This is a genomic window from Streptococcus sp. SP8 (genome assembly GCF_030440045.1).
Taxonomy (GTDB): Bacteria; Bacillota; Bacilli; order Lactobacillales; family Streptococcaceae; genus Streptococcus; species Streptococcus parasanguinis_I.
In genome coordinates this window covers 49,819-69,867 of sequence record NZ_JAQFJL010000008.1, presented here as the reverse complement: position 1 = coordinate 69,867, position 20,049 = coordinate 49,819, and the positions used below count along the sequence as shown (strand labels likewise).

18 protein-coding genes and 1 other RNA gene are annotated in these 20,049 nt (G+C 41.2%); 2 read left to right on the top strand and 17 right to left on the bottom strand.

The annotated features are described in order from the left end of the window. Nucleotides 1-163: 163 nt before the first annotated feature. From PCY11_RS06975 to PCY11_RS06955, 5 genes are all read right to left on the bottom strand, one after another. The gene (locus tag PCY11_RS06975; protein ID WP_023920297.1) at nt 164-1,588 is read right to left on the bottom strand and encodes a cell division site-positioning protein MapZ family protein; all 1,425 of its coding nucleotides are present in this window, start codon (nt 1,586-1,588) and stop codon (nt 164-166) included. An 11-nt stretch (nt 1,589-1,599) separates the two neighbouring features. Further along, entirely contained in the window at nt 1,600-2,757 is a 1,158-nt protein-coding gene (locus PCY11_RS06970; protein WP_023920295.1) for a class I SAM-dependent RNA methyltransferase, read from the bottom strand. Between the two features lie 66 nt (nt 2,758-2,823). Next, an RNA gene (gene rnpB / locus PCY11_RS06965) (RNase P RNA component class B) lies at nt 2,824-3,189 on the bottom strand. A 16-nt stretch (nt 3,190-3,205) separates the two neighbouring features. Continuing rightward, nucleotides 3,206-3,547, bottom strand: coding sequence for a cell division regulator GpsB (gene gpsB / locus PCY11_RS06960; protein ID WP_049496141.1), 342 nt, complete (start codon nt 3,545-3,547; stop codon nt 3,206-3,208). A 69-nt stretch (nt 3,548-3,616) separates the two neighbouring features. Beyond that, entirely contained in the window at nt 3,617-4,144 is a 528-nt protein-coding gene (locus PCY11_RS06955; RefSeq protein WP_023920293.1) for a DUF1273 domain-containing protein, read from the bottom strand. 64 nt (nt 4,145-4,208) lie between these two features. On the opposite strand from PCY11_RS06955, the gene recU reads away from it, so the two are divergent. Both recU and pbp1a read left to right on the top strand, forming a co-directional pair. Beyond that, nucleotides 4,209-4,802, top strand: a complete 594-nt coding sequence (gene recU, locus PCY11_RS06950) for a Holliday junction resolvase RecU (RefSeq protein ID WP_003010355.1) — start codon at nt 4,209-4,211, stop codon at nt 4,800-4,802. Next, complete coding sequence (gene pbp1a, locus PCY11_RS06945; protein ID WP_301362610.1) at nt 4,803-6,920, top strand: penicillin-binding protein PBP1A; 2,118 nt, start codon at nt 4,803-4,805, stop codon at nt 6,918-6,920. Between the two features lie 432 nt (nt 6,921-7,352). Here pbp1a and pepC read toward each other — a convergent pair whose 3' ends face one another. The 12 genes from pepC to ftsL form a co-directional block, all read right to left on the bottom strand. Next, complete coding sequence (gene pepC, locus PCY11_RS06940; protein WP_009732326.1) at nt 7,353-8,687, bottom strand: aminopeptidase C; 1,335 nt, start codon at nt 8,685-8,687, stop codon at nt 7,353-7,355. Between the two features lie 67 nt (nt 8,688-8,754). Further along, nucleotides 8,755-9,306, bottom strand: coding sequence for a GNAT family N-acetyltransferase (locus tag PCY11_RS06935; protein ID WP_031575284.1), 552 nt, complete (start codon nt 9,304-9,306; stop codon nt 8,755-8,757). A gap of 209 nt (nt 9,307-9,515) precedes the next feature. Beyond that, the gene (nadE, locus tag PCY11_RS06930; RefSeq protein WP_031575281.1) at nt 9,516-10,340 is read right to left on the bottom strand and encodes an ammonia-dependent NAD(+) synthetase; all 825 of its coding nucleotides are present in this window, start codon (nt 10,338-10,340) and stop codon (nt 9,516-9,518) included. Beyond that, nucleotides 10,337-11,797 (bottom strand): nicotinate phosphoribosyltransferase, encoded by a 1,461-nt coding sequence (locus PCY11_RS06925; protein WP_023920286.1) that lies wholly within the window; start codon nt 11,795-11,797, stop codon nt 10,337-10,339. The genes nadE and PCY11_RS06925 overlap by 4 nt, the downstream gene beginning before the upstream one ends. A 139-nt stretch (nt 11,798-11,936) precedes the next feature. Continuing rightward, a complete protein-coding gene (gene trxB, locus PCY11_RS06920; RefSeq protein ID WP_301362609.1) occupies nt 11,937-12,848 on the bottom strand; it encodes a thioredoxin-disulfide reductase in 912 nt (303 codons plus the stop codon). A gap of 58 nt (nt 12,849-12,906) precedes the next feature. Further along, nucleotides 12,907-13,134: a DUF4059 family protein gene (locus PCY11_RS06915; protein ID WP_003003995.1), complete on the bottom strand. Its 228-nt coding sequence runs from the start codon at nt 13,132-13,134 to the stop codon at nt 12,907-12,909. Between the two features lie 81 nt (nt 13,135-13,215). Next, nucleotides 13,216-13,959 carry an amino acid ABC transporter ATP-binding protein gene (locus PCY11_RS06910; RefSeq protein WP_003003991.1) on the bottom strand — a complete coding sequence of 248 codons (744 nt, stop codon included), beginning with the start codon at nt 13,957-13,959 and terminating at the stop codon, nt 13,216-13,218. Further along, nucleotides 13,959-14,759 (bottom strand): amino acid ABC transporter permease, encoded by an 801-nt coding sequence (locus PCY11_RS06905; RefSeq protein WP_024054761.1) that lies wholly within the window; start codon nt 14,757-14,759, stop codon nt 13,959-13,961. Before PCY11_RS06905 ends, PCY11_RS06910 begins: the two co-directional genes overlap by 1 nt. Before the next feature lie 196 nt (nt 14,760-14,955). After that, nucleotides 14,956-16,299 carry a DEAD/DEAH box helicase gene (locus tag PCY11_RS06900; RefSeq protein ID WP_301362607.1) on the bottom strand — a complete coding sequence of 448 codons (1,344 nt, stop codon included), beginning with the start codon at nt 16,297-16,299 and terminating at the stop codon, nt 14,956-14,958. A gap of 134 nt (nt 16,300-16,433) precedes the next feature. Next, the gene (gene mraY / locus PCY11_RS06895; protein WP_301362606.1) at nt 16,434-17,426 is read right to left on the bottom strand and encodes a phospho-N-acetylmuramoyl-pentapeptide-transferase; all 993 of its coding nucleotides are present in this window, start codon (nt 17,424-17,426) and stop codon (nt 16,434-16,436) included. A 1-nt stretch (nt 17,427) separates the two neighbouring features. After that, nucleotides 17,428-19,710, bottom strand: a complete 2,283-nt coding sequence (gene pbp2X / locus PCY11_RS06890; protein ID WP_301362605.1) for a penicillin-binding protein PBP2X — start codon at nt 19,708-19,710, stop codon at nt 17,428-17,430. Beyond that, on the bottom strand, nt 19,703-20,038 hold the full coding sequence (gene ftsL / locus PCY11_RS06885) for a cell division protein FtsL (protein ID WP_003014937.1): 336 nt from the start codon (nt 20,036-20,038) through the stop codon (nt 19,703-19,705). The genes pbp2X and ftsL overlap by 8 nt, the downstream gene beginning before the upstream one ends. Between the last annotated feature and the right edge of the window lie 11 nt (nt 20,039-20,049).

The following is a 20,049-nucleotide window of genomic DNA, read 5'->3' as shown; positions in this document are numbered from 1 at the left end:
AGTGGTTGAGTGGGCTCTACTACGCTGATTTCATCAGCTTTTACAGCCCTACTCAACTGTGCGGAGGTGGGACGACGAAATCGAATTCTAACGAATTACCGATTTCTGTCCCACTCTCTTTTTTATTGTCATTTTTCCCAAAAAGGGGATGTCTGATCAAGCATTAATAATCCAGAGCATCTGAATGACCTTTTCCGTTTCCTACGAAATAACCAGTTTTGGCATTGATACTAAAGAGATAGGTTCCATCTGGTTTGAAGAGGTTGTAATAGCCATTACCGTTAATGATATTGACACGCTCTAAAATGTATTGATTGCCAGTGATATGTCCACGTTTACGAGCAATGTTCAATACTTTTTCAAGGATCCCATCACCAAACACCCAAGCCGGGTTATTGACATCATTGATAGCTGCTTGGTTATATGGCACACGGCTCAAGTTCCGTTGAAGTGGGACACCATCGCTTGGAAGACCGTACCCTGAATAGCCTGGGTTTGCCGTTCCTGCACTACCTGTAGCAGCATTGACAGCTGGGGCCGTAGGCGTTGCTGCTTGAGCTGGGGCTGGAGTTGCATTAGAAGTATCTGTACCACCTGTCCCTGTCACTGGTGCCGGTGTCGCAACTTGTTGTGAACGTCCTTGCGCAACCGCCTCATTCAATAAGCTATCTAATTTTTCATTGCCTGTCTTTGTTTCTGCAAAGGTCGCATCACTTTTCGCTTTGGCAGTTGCATCAAGAACTCCATCTTTGATGACTGGAGAACTAAATTGAGAATTCACTTTTTGAATGGCAGAAACTTGCTTCACAAGGTCTTCATATTTTGTTTTAGCCGCATTATAATCACTGCTTCCTTCTAATTTGTCCAGCAGTTTCTTCAGATTTTCCAAGTCTCCGAATTTATCATTTTTAAGAGCACTTTTTGATTCATCTACAAAAAAGGCATCGTAGGCTTTGGTAAACTCTTCCAATTTTTGAGCCTGTGTTTCACTGCTACTTGATTTAGAAGTAGAAGATGACTTGCTAGATGAAGACGATACAACAGTTGTACCACCAGATTTTCCACGACTGTGCATCCAGTTATAGGTCACAAAAATGGCCGAACCGACAATCGCAAGACCTAAGGCAGAGTATAGAACCGCTTTGATTCGTTTGCCCGCATTGCTTGGTGTTTCCTCAGGAAGTTCCTCAGCTTCTACAATTGGTTCAGTTGGTGTGGGACCAAATTTAATCTTAGCAGGTAATTCAGTTGAGATAGCATCCATTTCAGGCCTTTGTTCCAAGACCGTTTCCGTCACTTCCGGCTCCTCCACTGCTTCAGCTACTTCAGCAACTGTTTCTGTAGCTGCCAACTCTTCAGCTTTAGCCAATTCTTCTTTGGCCAAAATTTTTGTATCGTATTTTTCAGCTTCAATTTCTGCTCGGTGTTGTTTGATGTATTTGTCTAAGACATTATCACCTTCAGTGACACCTGCTTCGATTTCTTCTGCCTTTCGATTGGCCTGCCCAATCGTCATCTCTTTAGCATCTTCAAACTCTAAAATTGATTCTGTTTCTTGCTCTAATGGCTTTTTATCCTTCTCTGTCATAAAAATCCTTTCTATGCCTTAATCTGCCGTTTTACTCGTTCCCCAAAATATTGGTAGAGATCAACTTTTAGGGTTCCGTTATAAAGTTTTCGTTTTTTATCTGCTTTACTACCGAATTTAGATTCAAAACCTTCATCACTGGTTAGGATAAATTTACTCCAGGTTTTGAGAGGTGCAAATACGTGCCCCATTTCAGTATACAATTTCGTCACACCTTCATCATCGGATAAGCGTTCTCCATATGGAGGATTGGAGATAATCACCCCGTTGATCTTATCTGAGTGAAGATCTTGGACTCGCATTTGTTTGAAAGTAATATCACTGCTAACGCCCGCTTTCTGGGCATTTTCTTTGGCAATCTCAACCATCCGTGCATCGATATCGGTTCCCATAATATCCAATTCGATCTCGCGATTGATTTTTCTGCTTGCTTCTTGACGGACTTCATGAATCAAGCGATCATCCATCCAGTTCCATTCTTCAAAAGAAAAGGTCCGACGTAAACCAGGTGCCATATTTCTCGCAATCATTGCCGCCTCAATACAAAACGTTCCAGAACCACATGTCGGGTCAATCAAGGGTTTATCTGGATACCAGTTTGACAGCAGAAGAATTGCTGCTGCCATATTTTCCTTAATAGGGGCTCCCCCTTTTTCAGTCCGATAACCACGTTTGAAGAGGCTACTACCAGTGGTGTCAATCAAGACAGTGGCTTGGTCTTTAAGGATCGATACTTCGATCTTGAACTCTGCCCCATTTTCCATGAGAGGAACACCTTCTGGTCGGGCATAGTGTTTTTGTAACTTTTTAACCACTGCTTTTTTCGAAATGGCCTGAACGCTAGGTTCATTATGGAGTTTTGATTTGACACATTTAGCCTTAGAAATAGGAAAACGTGCTCCTAAAGGCAAATAATTTTCCCAATCCAAAGCAAAGACACCTTGAAAGAGTTCTTCGAAGGTTTTGGCTGGAAAAGTCCCAACCACAATTTTTACTCGATCAGCCGCGCGCAACCAGAGATTGGTCTCTATGATTGCTCGACGGTCTCCTTGAAATCGAACCCGTCCATTTTCAACCTGGCAATCGTAGCCGAGATCGCGTAGTTCTCGACCAACAACAGCCTCTATACCAGCAGCGGCCGTTGCAATCAATTCAAATTGTTTTTTCATCTTATTCCTATCACTTTAAAAAAGGAGGTTGAGATCTCTCTCCACCTCATCAACCTATATGCAATTTTCTATAAGCCATGTTTTGTTCCAGAAATGACTAGGTACCATTTCTTTCGATAATCATCTGTCTACTGTTTCCAGTCAGAATGCTATGTTCGTTTCCACGCATTCCATGCCCCGACCAAAGTTTGGGTTGCTAGCTTGAGGGGTTTACCGCGTTCCACTTTTTAGGTTTCCCTAAAAACTACGTCACTGTGGCACTTTCAGAGTTACTAGAGCATATCCTTAGACTTAGCTCCTTCACTCGCCGTAACTTGAATACCAAGTCCCTAGGCTTATGGATTCACCTAGCACAAACACTACAGGCATCACAGCCTGTGCTAGCATGGACTTTCCTCATGAGAATATTCTCTCACGCGATTATCCAAAAATTGCACAATCTATGGGATTAATAATCGCGATCTACGATCTGTTTCCCAAAAACTTCTTTTTCCAAACGATTGAGACGTTTGAGAATATCAAAGTTCGTCGCTGTTGTCACTTGCGGGTATTCTTGCGTAGCAGTGCTAGCAATCGGAGATGTTTGTGGTGTTTCCTGTGCTTTTTGGGCAAGTTCTTCACGAAGGCGTGCGTTTTCTTCACGCAATTCCTTCACCAAAGCAGCATAGGTTTCATAGTCTTTTATGACATCATCCAAAAATTCATTTACTTCATCTTTATTATAACCACGAACTTCTCGTTTGAAATCTTGATCAAAAATATCTTTCGCAGTAAAAATAATACTCGCCATTACTCTCTCCAATCTAGTTCATCATCTCAATTATATAAAAAAATGGTAAGAAAAATCAAGGTATAACACTTAGTTTTCGTAAAAATTTTCAGCAAGTTCATTTAAGTCATCAAAACTTAATTGTTTGACATAAAATGGTTCTTTTTCTACCATCATTTTGTAAAGATATTTTAAATTGGTTTCATTTTCTGGATCATAAAAAACATAAGCTCCATCCGCGTTATCTATCAAAAACTGATTGTATTCTTTTAGTTGACCCGGATTGCTATAGTGTGGATAGGCATATTTCACGAAATCCACCTGTTTGAAGCGTGCTAATAATTCCTGATTGCTTTCATTCCAATTTTCGCCAACATTCTCAAATAGGAAGATCGTCGCCATTTGAAAATCGTAATCTTTTTTTAATGCAAAGGCGACCTCTAGTACCCAAGCCTCAAATCCCAAATTACCAGAAAAGACCAGCCATTTCACTCCTTCTTCAAATAGACGACGAAGATCTCTTTCAATGGCTTTTTTGATAATGGTCAGTCGAGGGTCTTTATTGGAAAAGACTCCCACATCAAAACTCTTATAACCTGCAACAAGTATGGTATTCATTTTTTCCTCATTATTCTAATTTATGATATAATAGAGTGATGTAATTGTACCAATAAGGAGAACTATGGTCAACTATCCACATAAAGTAGCCAAAAAAACCTTGGTCTCTACACAAAGGAAACATCCAGTCGACTTTGCGAATCGTGGGATGACATTTGAAAAAATGATCAATGAAAGCAATCAATACTATCTTTCTCGAGGTCTAGCAGTCATCCATAAAAAACCAACACCGATTCAAATCGTGAAAGTGGATTATCCACGTCGCAGTCGGGCAAAGATTGTTGAAGCCTATTTCAGGCAAGCCTCAACGACGGACTATTCTGGAGTATACAAGGGACGCTATATCGATTTTGAAGCGAAGGAAACACAGCAAAAGCAATCCATGCCGATGAAAAATTTTCATCAACATCAAATCGATCATATGGAGGCAGTTGTTCAGCAAGGCGGTATCTGTTTCGTTCTCTTGCATTTTGCAAAGTTGAGTGAAACCTACTTACTTCCTGCTCCTGCATTAATTCACTATTACAACATCGATCATGGTAGTAAATCCATGCCCCTCTCCTATATTCAGGAGCACGGCTTTCTAGTAGATAAGAATCGTCTTCCAAGCGTTCCTTATCTTGATATTATCGAACAGAAACTTCTAGGCGGTATTTAAATGAATAAACAAACAGTCATTCAATGGTTGAAATATGTTGCCATCGCAGCCATTTCATTTTTCTTACTTTTATTTGTCCTCGGTGGACTGATATTTAGTTACTATGCTATGAAAGCACCAACCTTGTCTGAAAAAGATTTGGTTGCAACAACATCTAGTAAGATCTATGACAACCAAAATAACTTGATCGCGGATTTGGGAGCTGAGAAACGAATCAATGTCACAGCCAATGAAATCCCTACTGATTTGGTCAATGCTATCGTTGCGATTGAAGACCACCGTTTCTTCAATCACCGTGGGGTCGACATCATTCGGATCGGCGGTTCCTTCCTTCACAACTTACGAGGAGGAAGTCAAGGTGGGTCAACCTTGACGCAACAATTGATCAAGTTAACCTATTTCTCCACTTCAGCCTCTGACCGTACCCTCTCTCGTAAGATCCAAGAAGCTTGGTTAGCAACCCAACTAGAAAAGAAAGCAACCAAACAAGAAATCTTGACCTATTACGTCAATAAAGTATTTATGGCGAATGGGAACTACGGAATGCAGACAGCTGCGAAAAGTTATTACGGAAAAGATCTAAAAGATCTTTCGCTCCCTCAATTGGCACTCCTTGCGGGGATGCCCCAAGCACCAAACCAATACGATCCATACTCCCATCCTGAAGCAGCGCAACAGCGCCGAAACTTAGTATTAAAAGAAATGCTCGATATGAAGACCATTTCTAACAAACAATACGAAGCAGCGGTCAATACACCTGTTACAGATGGTCTGCAAAGTCTCAGTTCTTCAAGCAGTTACCCAGCCTATATGGATAATTACCTAAAAGAAGTGATCGAGCAAGTCGAAGAAGAAACGGGCTACAATTTGTTGACAACCGGAATGGATGTCTATACAAACGTGGATACAGAAGCTCAAAAGAAACTATGGGATATCTACAATACAGATGAATATGTCAATTACCCGGATGATGAATTGCAAGTAGCTTCAACAGTTATCGATGTTAATAATGGTAAAGTCATTGCACAACTTGGCTCTCGTCACCAATCTAGCAACGTTTCCTTTGGTACAAACCAAGCCGTTGAGACTAACCGTGACTGGGGTTCTAGTATGAAGCCAATCACAGACTACGCCCCAGCCCTTGAGCATGAGGAATACACTTCTACTGCAGCTACCATTACAGATGCACCATATAATTTCCCTCATTCCTCAACACCAGTCTACAACTGGGACCGTTCTTACTACGGTAGTATTACTATGACTTATGCAATCCAACAATCTCGGAACGTTCCAGCGGTGAAGGCCCTGGAAAAAGTTGGTCTTAAACAAGCTAAGAAATTCCTCAATGGATTAGGGATCGATTACCCAGAAATGGTTTACGCCAACGCTATCTCGAGTAACACTAGCGATTCTAGCAACAAATACGGAGCCAGCAGTGAGAAAATGGCAGCTGCCTATGCTGCTTTTGCCAATGGCGGTACCTATTACAAACCATCCTATGTTAGTCGGGTTGTCTTTAGTGATGGCACAACCAAGGAATTTGAGTCCGAAGGAACTCGTGCAATGAAAGCAACAACTGCCTACATGATGACAGATATGATGAAGACAGTTCTCTTGTCTGGTAGAGGTACAAATGCGGCTATTTCAGGAGTCTACCAAGCTGGTAAGACAGGTACATCAAACTATGCTGACAACGAGATTAATAAGTTAACCAAAAATATAGGTTATTCAAGTATCGTAGCTCCAGATGAATCATTCGTTGGATACACACCTGAATATGCTATGGCCGTCTGGACTGGTTATTCAAATCGCTTGACTCCGGTATTAGACAACGGAATTCAGGTAGCAACAGATGTTTACCGTCAGATGATGCTCTATCTTGCTAATAACAACAATTCTGGTCATACAGATTGGACGCAACCAAGTGGACTGTATCGAAGTGGTTCTTATCTCTACTTAAACAATGGTAAGAACAACTACAATAACTACTATTATGAGCCAAGTTATTCCACTGATCAGTATTCGTATGAAGAACCATCGTCTAGCTCTTCGAACGAAGAAAATCAATCTAAACCATCTGAGCCTTCTTCACAAGAATCTAACAATCATAACGAATAATATAACAGAGAAGTCGGGCTTTTGCCCGGCTTTTTTTAAAACAATGGTTAAAAAACCAGAACGAATAAAATCTGATTTATTTAGTTAGACTTCCCAGCTTTTTTATTTTTGAGTATATAAAAAAAAGAGCCTTTCGGCTCTTATTAGAATGTAGACAAACTATTTTAAAGCAAAATAAGTTAAGTGATTCTGCAAAAAACAAAATTGAGTTCCAATATTTAAATCGATTTAAGAAAATACTGAAACTTTCCGCTGTGAGAAAAGTGCTTGAAACGTTATTGTTTCAGGCACTCGGAATTATTGAGACCTTAGACTCAATAATTAGTCATGGAACTTTAAAGAAGTTCGCTGACGTCCGTACTCACCTAAGGAAAGTTTTTAAGATATTTTGTCTTCAATCTGAAAAGAGCCTTTCGGCTCTTTTCTATATCATTATTTTGCTAAAGCTCCCATTGGATCCCACGGTGCTAGGACAATTGGTTCTGCTTCATAGGCTGCTAATTCGTCTGCTGTTAGGAATTCTTTACGAACCACGATTTGATAGGTATATTCATCCATCCAAGCATCAGAAGCCACAAAGTAACCATCTGTACCGACCTTGTCTCCCCATGAATTTTCAACCTTCCATTTACGAGGCTGACCTGCTTCGTCTAAATCAACCCCTGTCAAGACCATAGCGTGTGTCATGAGACTTTCTGCATAGTCCAAGCGACCCGCCTTGTCTTGTGTCAAATGAATGTCCATGCCTGCTTCAAAATCGTAGACATCTGTTGCCAGGATTCCGGCTTTACGGTTGCTGACTTGGCCTACATCTGAACCAAACCAGACAGTTTCTCCTGCTTTCATTTGAGCAATAGCTAATTCTTTCAATCGATCCATTGGAACATTTAGGTAGCGGACTGGACGGCTACCAACCACATTGCCCAGCATATCTACGGTGTAAGATTTTCCATATGGCTTATCTGTAGTTGGGGCATTGATAATGGAGACGTAATCGTCTAATTGAAGGTCTACATATTTTTTGTAGAAGCTTTGTGGAGTTAAGCCACTTTCGGTATGGAATTGGTTGTCCTTATCACGGTATGAAAAGTCAAATTCACGCGGAGGCAATCCTAAAGACATAGCCAAGAAGTTAAAGATTTCTTGCAACAACGCTTGTTTCTTGCTCGCAACTGCCTCACTATCTGCGCCTGAGTGAATCAAGTCACGCAAGATTTGCGCATCTTGACGCAAGAGTTTATTGAGGTAGGTGTTCAATTCCCGGCTATTACTTGAAGAAATCGATTCCGGATAAACTGATTTTGGAACCACTCCGTATTTCTCAAAGAGGGATACCACCATATCCCATTGACCACCATCTTGTTGTGGGGTTTGTAGGAGAAAAGCCACCTTACGGCTGGTCAATTCTTGATCTGCTGTAGCAATCACTTGCTCCAAAAACCAGTTTGATTTTTCATACTTATCCCAAAAGAAAGTATGTGCTTGAGACAATTCAAAATCCTCCAATTGGAAGCTTGAAATCATCTTGTGACGGAAGGTATTTAAAGCCGCAAACATCCAACAACGTCCAGATGCTTTTTGGTTTGTCACCTTATCCTTGGTCAAATCAAGTGAAAAAACTGGTGTATTTTCTACTGCACTCTTGCGCGTTTCAAGCGATGCATGGATCCCATTGTGGGTAACAGCATTTTCAAGAGCCGCATATTTCACATTTGCTTCATAATTAGCATAGAGCTGGTCTGTAAATTCTTTCGTTAATTCTGACATAGCAATCTCCTTTTTTCATTATTTACTATTATAATCCTTTGAGCAGAATCTTCAAGTAAAAATCACCCTATAGAGAGGGATTCTGTTTAGAATAGATGATTTTATCCCCGCAATATCCTTTGCGTTGAATGGCATGAGGGATGGTTTCTACATACTGCATTCCTGCCTTTTCCATGACTTTCCCTGAAGCAGGATTTAAACTGACATAAGTGGCTTTGATTTCTTTAAATCCGACTTTGTTCAATAAGAAATCCAAAACAGCTATGACGGCTTCTGTCATGAATCCCCGCCCCCAGAATTTCTTGCCAAGGATATAACCTAGCTCGCATGATTGACTTTCCTGGTCTTGAGAAACCACACTAATATCTCCAATTACCTGATCCAGTGATGTTTTCAAACAAAGCGCCCATTTATAAGTATCTGGTTTACGATACTGTTCGATCCATCTTTTGATCGATTCTCTGGTTCTCTCAGTAGATGCATGGGCATCCCAAGTGACATATTTCAGGGTTTCAGGATCCGAAGCCCAATTTTCAAACATCGCTGGTGCATCTTCCAAAACGAAAGGCCTCAAGTATAAATGCTCTGTCTCTATGACAAGACTTCCAAGATGATTCATAGATTGTCTCCCTTCATTTTTTCATGCAACTTGAACGTTGCAAGTTGGTTACTTTAATCTAGAAGAAAAGGACGGATGAAATCGCCCTTCTTTTTGATGCTTTTCACAATATTGTATGGTGAGACTACGAAATCGAACTCTGCGAGTTACCGATTTCTGTCTCGTTTTCCTATTTTAAGACTCGGGCTAAAAAGGTCCAGTGGACCTTTTTACTCCCAGAAATGATCAAATACTGTGATTGGCAGGTGGCGTTTGTGTTGGCCTTTGTACCACCATTTTTCAATAGTGGCTTGAGCTTCTGGGCTCACTTGTTTGCCTTCTAGGTAATCATCGATTTCATTATAGGTGACACCCAGCGCTACTTCGTCTGCTATTCCTGGTTTTTCTTCTTCCAAATCTGCAGTTGGGATTTTCTCATAGAGAGCAGGATCAGCTCCCAAGGCTTTAAGCAATTGTTTTCCTTGGCGCTTGTTCAAACGGAAAAGGGGTAAAATATCTGCACCACCATCTCCAAATTTTGTGAAGAAACCTGTAATATTTTCCGCTGCATGGTCCGTCCCAATAACGGCTCCACTCCGCGCACCTGCTAAAGCATACTGAGCAATCATGCGACTGCGAGCCTTGATATTGCCCTTGTTGAAGTCGGAGATATCCGTTCCTGTTGCTTCGACAGCGCGTTCCATGGCATCAACTGATTCCTTGATGTTAACGACTAGGCTGACATCTGGCTGGATAAAGGTCAAAGCTTTTTGAGCATCTTCTTCATCTGTCTGTACCCCATAAGGAAGGCGAACAGCAATAAATTGATAGGAGGCATCTCCTGTCTCTGAGCGCATTTCTTCCATGGCTAATTGAGCTAATCGCCCAGCAAGAGTCGAATCTTGTCCTCCTGAGATCCCTAATACAAATGTTTTCAAGAAGGGATGTTTTTTTAGATATCTTTTTAAGAAATCAACCGAGCGGCGAATCTCTTCCTGAGGATCAATGCTAGGCTTGACACCCAATTGTTGGATAATCTCTTCTTGCAAACTCATTTTGCTTCTCCTTCTCCATTGGCCTTGTTACGCATTTCCTCGATTAGATCCATCTTATCCTGCCAAATATCTTTTGCCAAGTCAACTGGGTAATGCTGTGGATTAAGGACACGCTTGTATTCATCCCACAATTGATCGTAATTTTTACGAGCATATTCTTGAATTTCTGATAATGGTGGTAGTTGATAAACCAATTGCCCCTCTTTAAAAATATCCACTAAAAGAGGAATAGCCTCAAAGTTTCGGACCGTTTTATTGATGTAGGTATAAGTCGGATGGAACATTTTAAGTTCTGTCAGTTGAGAAACATCTACTCCATCATAAGTAATGTAGTCCCCTTCTGACTTACCTTTTTCACGACTCGTAATCCGCCAGACTTGCTTTTTACCTGGAGTAGAAACTTTCTCTGCATTATTAGAAAGCTTGATGGTATTGATCATCTCTCCTGCTTCGTTTTCAACAGAAACAATTTTGTATACCGCCCCAAGTGCTGGTTGATCGTAAGCCGTAATTAGTTTGGTTCCCACACCCCATACATCAATTTTTGCTTTTTGCATTTTTAAGTTGAGGATGGTATTTTCATCCAAGTCGTTAGAAGCGTAGATTTTAGCATTTGTAAACCCAGCCTCATCTAATTGCTGGCGAACTTTTTTAGAAATATAGGCAATATCTCCTGAATCAATCCGAACGCCTAAGAAATTGATCTTCTCTCCCATTTCACGCGCTACCTGAATAGCTGCTGGTACCCCAATACGAAGGGTATCATAGGTATCGACGAGGAAGACACAATCTTTATGGGTTTCCGCATAGGCCTTAAAGGCTTGGTAGTCATTTCCATATACCTGTACAAGAGAATGGGCATGGGTTCCTAAAACAGGGATTCCAAAGAGTTTTCCTGCCCGAACATTACTAGTCCCATTAGCACCTCCGATGACTGCCGCACGAGTTCCCCAAATCGCAGCATCCATTTCTTGCGCGCGACGTGTCCCAAATTCCATCAAAGGCTCATCTTCAATGACCGAACGAATGCGTGCAGCCTTTGTGGCTATCAAGGTTTGAAAGTTGACTATATTTAAGAGGGCTGTTTCCACCAATTGACACTGAGCCAGAGGACCTTCGACCTGGACAATTGGTTCATTGGCAAAAACTAAGTCACCTTCTTGAGCCGAGCGTACTGTCAGTTCCAATTTAAGATCACGGAGATATTCCAAGAAGGCTCCATGATAACCAAGTGACTCTAAATAGGCAATATCGCTCTCAGAAAAACTCAAGTTTTCCAAATATTTCACAATTCGCTCTAAGCCAGCAAATACAGCATAGCCGTTTTTAAAAGGCTGTTGACGAAAATACACTTCAAATACAGCATGTTTATTGTGGATACCTTGATCAAAATAGACCTGCATCATGTTGATTTGGTATAAATCAGTATGCAAGGTTAAACTGTCATCTGGATACATATGAATACCTCTTTTTTTAGATTTGTTCTATGAATTCCTACCATAAAATTAGTACCATTATAGCACATTTCAGCCCCATTGAATACTGAAAGGAAAGCACAAAAAAAATCTGAGACACAAACCTCAGATTTTTAAAAGATTAAAAGTTTTCTGTGATATATTTATAAACTTCTTGGCCAGCAATCGCACCGTCTCCGACGGCTGTCGTCACTTGACGTAGGTCTTTTTGACGAACATCACCAACCGCAAAAATACCTGGGACTGTGGTTCTCATATGATCATCCGTCACCACCCAGCCATTTTCATCTAAAATACCAAGTTCCGTCGCAAAATCACTGACAGGATCTAAACCGACATAGATAAAGACACCACCAAAGGCCTGCTCTCTAACCTCTCCTGTCTTCACATCTTTTAAAAGGACAGACGTTACTTTTGGTTCCCCCTTAATTTCTTCAACAACCGTATTCCAAGCAAAGTGAATTTTATCATTGGCAAAGGCACGGTCTTGAAGAACTTTTTGGGCACGCAACTGATCACGACGATGGGCAATGGTCACTGTTTTTGCAAACTGAGTCAAAAAGACAGCTTCTTCTACCGCAGAATCGCCACCACCAACGACCAAGAGATCCTCGTCTCTAAAGAAAGCTCCATCACAAACAGCACAGTAGGAAACCCCTCTACTATTCAGCTCCTCTTCACCAGGGACATTCAATGAACGGTGGTTAGACCCTGTTGCAATCACCACGGTTTTAGCTTCAAATTCCCCATCATCTGTGACAATCTTTTTGGTTGCTCCGAGGTCTTCGATGCGCTCTACCTGACCAAACAAATGTTCCACACCAAGATTTTCTAAAGGCTCAAACATTTTTTCAGCCAAGTCTGGGCCACTAATATTCGCATAGCCAGGATAGTTTTCAATGTCAGACGTATTGTTCATTTGACCGCCTGGAATTCCTCTCTCAATCAATGCGACCTTTAAATTGCTTCGTGCTGCATAAAGGGCAGCAGTCATCCCTGCAGGACCTGCTCCAATAATCACTGTATCAAACATACTCAACCTCTTTCTGTTTTGTTGTAACCATTATAATTCTAACACGGTCTTTTTGCAATTATCGTGCTTGAAAGATAAACAAAATCCCTATGACCGCAAAGGTTAAAATAGGAATCGTCATGATATCAATTAAGAGGATATCATACAAATGGGCTTGTCGTTGCTTGGCTGTTTTATCTTTCTTCTTAAGGGCACGGTAGCCAATCCAAATACAAGAAGCGATCCCAACTAAAATCGTTGTCGTCACTAAACTTTGTAAATATAAGGACAATAATTTATTTAACATCACGACTCCAAATATTTTTACATTTTCAGAAAACAAACCCAGCTAGCATCGCCAGCTGAGTCTTACCTCTCCTCTATTATATCAAACATAGGTCCGTTTGTAACTAGCAAAGAATTCTTTTGTCCGTTCTTCTTTTGGATGTTGCATGATTTCCTCTGGTGTTCCAGATTCAATAATCCGTCCTTTATCCAAAAATAGGACCTTATCTGCTACTTGCGCTACAAAAGACATATCATGGCTGACCAGTACCATGGTTTGTCCTGATTTTGCTGCATTGGCAATGGATTTTTCAACTTCTCCAACCAATTCTGGATCCAAGGCCGAAGTCGGTTCATCCAGCAAAAGAACCTCTGGTTTCATGGCCAAGGCACGGGCCAAAGCCACCCGTTGTTTTTGTCCACCTGAGAGGTGACGAGGATAGTGATTTTCACGATCCGATAAGCCGACTTTTGCCAGTTCTTCTCGAGCAATTTTCGTTGCTTCTTGGTCGGATAAGCCCTTCACAACAATGAGCCCTTCTTTCACATTTTCAAGAGCTGTTTTTCTACCAAACAAATTAAACTGTTGGAACACCATGGCCAATTTTCTTCTTAAGGTCAAGATTTGATCTTGGGTAATGTGCTCAAAATCAACCTCGAAATCATCAATCTTAATTCTACCACTGTCTGGAGCTTCCAAATAGTTTAAACTGCGTAAGAAGGTTGATTTACCAGCTCCCGAAGACCCGATTAAGGCCACGACTTCCCCTTTTTGAATTTCCAAACTTAGATTATTTAAAACCTTTTGACCTGAAAATGTCTTTGATAATTCTGAAATATAAATCATTAGATCCGGACCTCCTGATCTGGTAAATCAATTGCTACGGGAGTCTCAATATCCAGTCGACGTTCAATGTGACGGCCTAGTATTTCAATGAGAATGTTCACAATCCAGTAAACAATCGATACCGTGATAAAGCGTTCAAAGTACTTCAAATCGCTCCCCCCAATAATCCGTGCTTGGGCAAAAATTTCAACTACACTGGCACTAAAGGCTAGCGAGGTCCCCTTGGTCAAGCCAATGAGAGAGTTGATTAAAGTAGGAGTTGCAACGACTGCTGCATTGGGAATAATAATCCGGCGATAAACTTGACGGTTGGTCATTCCAAGACTACGCGCTGCCTCAATTTCACCAGGATCCACTGATAAAATGGCTGCCCGGATGGTCTCACTCGCATAAGCCGCCTCATTAAAGGCAAGAGCCACAATTGCAAATAACTCAGCTGGAATGGCATTAATATTAAAAGCTGTTCCATAAGACTGATTGATCGCTTTTAAAATAAGAGGAATCCCATAATAGGTCAACATCAACTGAACCAACAAAGGAGTCCCCCGCAAAAAACTGACAAAAACAGCTTGAATCGGGTAAAGAATTCGTACACGATTAATTTTGACCAGAGCAAAAATCATGGCAAAAATAATCCCAAAAAATGCGCCTCCTAGGGCTAATAAAATCGTCACAGGCAATTTCCCAATGACTGCCGGAAATGCATCCAATACGGCTCTCAAACTAAACAGCTTGCTATCTGGAACGTGTTTTAAAAAGTCAGCATACCAGTTGGCAGCTAAAAGATTAGTTGTAAACATTTTTGTTACTTCCTTTCTCGAACATAAACATTCTATCACATTCACTATCGGAATTCCAAAAATTGCTACAGAAATAGAAAAATGATAGACTACTCAAATTTAGTCTATCATAATTTTAGACAAGTTCCTAATAGTTTTTCTTTATGGAGTTCATAAAGAAAATCTATGTTTTCTTCTGAACATTTGAAAGAAGGGGTTAGAAAGTTTGGCGTTTGGCCTTACGTTCCGCCCGACCACGCGCACGGTTTTCAGCTCGCTTAGCTTTTCTCCGCTTTTCATCAACTGCCCATTTGATTTTTTTCTTGTAGCCTGGTTTGATTTTTTTCTTTTTCTTCTTCACCAGACCAATCATTTCGATGTCGAGTTTCTCTTGCTTTTTCTCACGATTCGCCCGTCTGTCCCGATCATAAGTATCTTCAATAACCCCATTTTTCAACACTTTCGGTACGAAACGAATGCCCATTTTTTCTAGTTCACGGATATCTGAATCATCACTCGGTTGATAAAGAGTAATAGCGACACCTGGTAGACCATTGCGTCCTGTCCGACCGACACGGTGGACAAAGAAAGAAAGATCTTGTGGAATAGCATCGTTGATGACATGACTCACCCCTTCGATATCAATTCCACGAGCCGCTAAATCTGTGGCCACAATATACTCAAAATCAAGATTTTTAACCTGATTCATGATCCGTTTCCGTTCACGTGGTGGGATATCTCCGTGAATCTTTGCCACTTTCAATCCCTGAGCCACCAAATAGGCATGGAGATCATCTGCTCTCGTTTTGGTATTAACGAAAATCATGGCCAAATAAGGTTGCAAGGTCTTGGTCAATTGGTAAATTTGCTCATTTTTATCCCGACCCTTGGTGGAAACCAGCCAATTATCGATGGTATCTGAAATCACCGTCTTAGTCTTAATTTGCTCCATGACTGGGTTTGAGAGATATTTTTTCAAGAAAGGCTGCAATTTTTGCGGAATGGTGGCTGAAAAAACTAAAAATTGCAGTTGTTGCGGAAGCCTTGAAGCAATCTTATCCACGGTAGACAAGAATCCCATGTCCAGTGTCATATCTGCCTCATCTACCACAAAAGTATGGGCCTTATGAATAGCAAAATCACCAGATGCAACTAGATCATAGATCCGGCCTGGAGTTCCAATCACGATATGTGGTTGTTTGACCTGCAGTTTTTCAATCTGACGGCTTTTATCCGTTCCTCCAACATAATTCACAATCCGAATCTCTTTGTCAGAATGACTAGCGATTTGACGAGCAGCTTGGTAAATTTGCGTCGCCAACTCCCGACTAGGAGCCGTGATGACCGCTTCAACTTGTTGGCTGTCTTCATTTAGAGTTTGAAAAATTGGCAAGAGGAAAGTATGGGTTTTCCCAGAACCAGTCTTTGACTCTCCTACCAAATCATTTCCAGCTAGGACAATCGGAATTAGTTTTTCCTGTACTTCAGTTGCTTCTCTAAAATTGATTTCTTTCAGTGCCTCTTGAATATAGGGCTTAAAATTAAACTCTGTAAATTTCATTTTCTCATTTCCTTTCATGATCTCTATTATTATATCAGAAAAGCTGTCTTCTTGCCTCTCTTATGAGTCATTTTTCCTAACCCGCAAAGTCTCTCTGAGTCAGCAAAAAAACGATGGGCAAGCCCACCGTCGTTTTATAGGTAGAGAAGGACTAGAGTCACGACACTTGTCACCAAGGCAATGCTCCACATAAAGGCATCCACTTTCCATTCTGACCAGTTTTGACCATTGCCAGAAAGGCCACCCAGTTCTAAATGATGGTGGAAAGGAGTCATTCGGAAAATCCGACGTCCTTCCCCGTACCGTTTCTTGGTCCATTTGAAATAGGTCACTTGTAGCATCACTGAACCTGTTTCAATGACATAGACCAGACCAATCAAGAGCAACGTCCACTCGACATGCAGAGCCATTGACAAGGCTGCAAGCATCCCTCCAAGAGCTAGACTACCGACATCGCCCATAAAGATTTTAGCCGGCTTGTGGTTGAAGACAAAGAATCCGAGCAAAGCCCCAATCATACTCAAAGTCACAAAGAGAATGTCCCATTTTCCTTGCATATAGGCAATAAAGGAATAGGCACTCAGGCTAATAGCAACGGAGATGCTGGCTAATCCATCAATTCCATCTGTTAAATTGACCGCGTTTGAAAATCCAACCAACCAAAACAAAGCAAAGAGAATGTAGAAATGGCCCAAGTAAAGATCGTAACCAAAGACATTTAAAAGGCTTCCTGCACCGTGGCGTTCAGAAAAAATATAGAAGATGATTCCACCAACAAGTTGAAGGGCCAGTTTTTGTTTTGGGTTGAGACCTTCATTAATCTTACGAAAAACTTTTAAAAAGTCATCCAAAAATCCAACAATTCCATATAGAATCAAGATAAATAGAATCAGTTGAACAGGGCGCGTGAAATTTCCAGTCAATACGGTAACGACAAAACTAACTAGAACGGCTGTAATGAGAAATACAACTCCACCCATGGTAGGAGTGCCCGCCTTGGCTTGGTGTTGCTTCACATCTTCGTGCATTTGTTGCCCTGAAATATGGGCTCGTTGATAGAAACGGATGAAGGCCGGAATGCCAATAACCGTCAGTATAAATGATACTACTAGGGTAGCAAGTAACATATCAATCTCCTAATGTAATTGTTATTTTCTTCGTCTTCTTTAAAGCAGTTTCTACTTTGACGTTTTGTTTGCTCACACGAGAACCTTCCCCTTTATAGGTGATCTCAATGCCCGTCCATTCTGCAAATTTATCAACATTTTCCTTGGTCCATCCGTACATATCCGGAACTGAATCCAAATCATCTGTCAACAATAACACTTGCTCATTTGCTTTTAATTTCGTTCCTGCTGAAACAGACATCTTTTTAATATTTTTTCCAGTACCTAGGACGACAGGCTGGATCAGATTGCGCCGCAGTTCATCTGCGAAGCCACCTGGGCTGATGGTCTGCTTCAACTTCAATTCTTTCGACAAGGATTCTGCCGACGGCATCTTATAGGTGGCCTCTTTGGTGACCCCATCCAAGGCCTTGGTTTCCGTTACTAGATTCAATTCATCCTTCAAAGCAACTGCATCTTCCAAAATAGGATTGACCAGCTCTTCCCAGCTGGTGAATGAGAATTTCACTTCTGGTTGTTGGACCGTCACATACATGATGAATTCAGGATCTTCTGCAGGTGTCATGGCTACAACCGAGTAGATATAATCATTTTCTCCTTGCAAGTATCCTTGATCTGTCGCCATTTGGGCAGTCCCTGATTTCACCGCAACGTTTTGACCGGGTACCTGAATGATGGGTCCATCACTGTACAAGGTTCCATACTCTGGATCTGTTCCGACGGTGATCATATAGTTCCGTGTCTGTTGTGCAGCTGATCCTGAAACTGGTTTTCCAACAACTTCTTTTTTTGATTTGCGGGCTGTGTCTGATTTTTTATCGTAAATAGCACTAATAAACTTCGGCTCCAACATTTGTCCATCATTAGCGATGGCACTAAAGGCCCGTAACATTTGAGTTTGACTGACGGAAATCCCTTGACCAAAGGCAGACATAGCTTGAGTAACATAGTTATCACCCGGAAGGCTTCCAAAACTCTCATCGCCCATGCCAAAACGGGTAGGGAGACCAAATTTGAAGCGGTGGAGGTAATTCATCCAGACGTTATTTCCCATCTTCTGCTCTAGCTTGGTCATCCCAATATTACTAGAAAAGGCAAAGCCCTGTGCAATATTCATATAGCGACCTTCAGACAGTCCCATATTGACATCCCAGTCACGGATGGTCGCATCTTTTACTTGTAGTTCGTTATTATAGTATCCCTCATTATAAGCTGGGAAGGTTCCATGATCAATCGCCGAAGCTAATAACATGACCTTCATGGTTGAACCCGGTTCATATTGATCTTGATAAAGGATGGTATTCCAGGTTTTCAAGTTTTTCAGATCCAGCCCTTGTTTGGTATCCGCATTATAGGAAGGACGTTGCGTTGTCGCAAGGATTTCTCCTGTTTTTGCACTCACAAGAGTCGCACTAACATACTTTCCTTTTACTTTTTCTTGGAAAACATCCATTCGCGTCTCAAGGTAGGTTTGTAATTCTGCTGAAATGGTCGTATAGACATCTTTTCCATCTTCTGTTTTGACAGAAACCTTATCTGAACCAGGAACGATATTGCCGTTTCGGTCTTTGTCATAGGTGATAACCCCATTTTGACCAGCGAGAATACGATCGAGGGATTTCTCCATCCCTGATTGTCCCTTCAGGGTTTTATTCCCCTCTTTATCTTCTTGAAGAGAGGCCTGACCTATAAATTGAGAGGCAAAAACTCCATTTTTATAGCTTCGATTTGGACTAGTTGTAAAGGCAACCCCTTCAATCTTCGCCGCTTCCATGGCCTCACGGATGGCTGTCATATTACTATAAGTAATGCCATTTCCGTTCGAGCCAAAAGAAACCTGTTTCAATTTCTTTTGCGACAACTGTTGAATGACGTAATCCTCATCCATCCCTAAGTACTGCTTAAAGATTTCTGCTACTTTTTTAAATTGGCTCTCTTCTACATAGAGGACTTTCCCAGTTGCTGATTTGTACTTTTTATCAATAACGGCATAAACGTTATAGGTCGTCGCATCTTCAGCAATTACTGCTCCATTTCGATCATAGATCGTTCCACGTTTTGCAGGAACAATGACCGTCTGCTCATGGACTTTTTTGGCTTGATCCGATAAGGTTACACCAAATTTTTTGTCAGTCCCAATGATCATTGCAAAATTAATCAGAAAGAGAAAAAAGAGGAAAATCGCCAGTACACTGAGATTTTTCCCAACTTGTTTTCGATTCTGATCCGGCAAGCGACGTTTCTTTATCGAATACCCGATCAAAAATTTTTTGAATTTATTCATCACTACTTGCACTCACTGTTTTTCGATTTTCTTTTTGCAGCTTCATTCCTTGGGAGCTAGCCAACTGTGATAAGCGGTCATAACGTGTTAATTCATTGACCTCTTGACGAACATCTGCTAATTCCGTCTTTTTGGCTTCTAGTTCCGTATTCAAATCCGTCAATTCACTCTGAACTTGTAAAATCCGTGTCTGCATAAAGACGATACTAATGGCTAAAATAACAGCTGTTAGGACAATCGACCCATAAAAAGCCTTTTCTACTCTAGAGAAACGGCGAAAGCGGTCTTGCAGTAGCTGTGTTCTTGTTCTCTCATCTCTTGCTGCCATATCAATTCCTC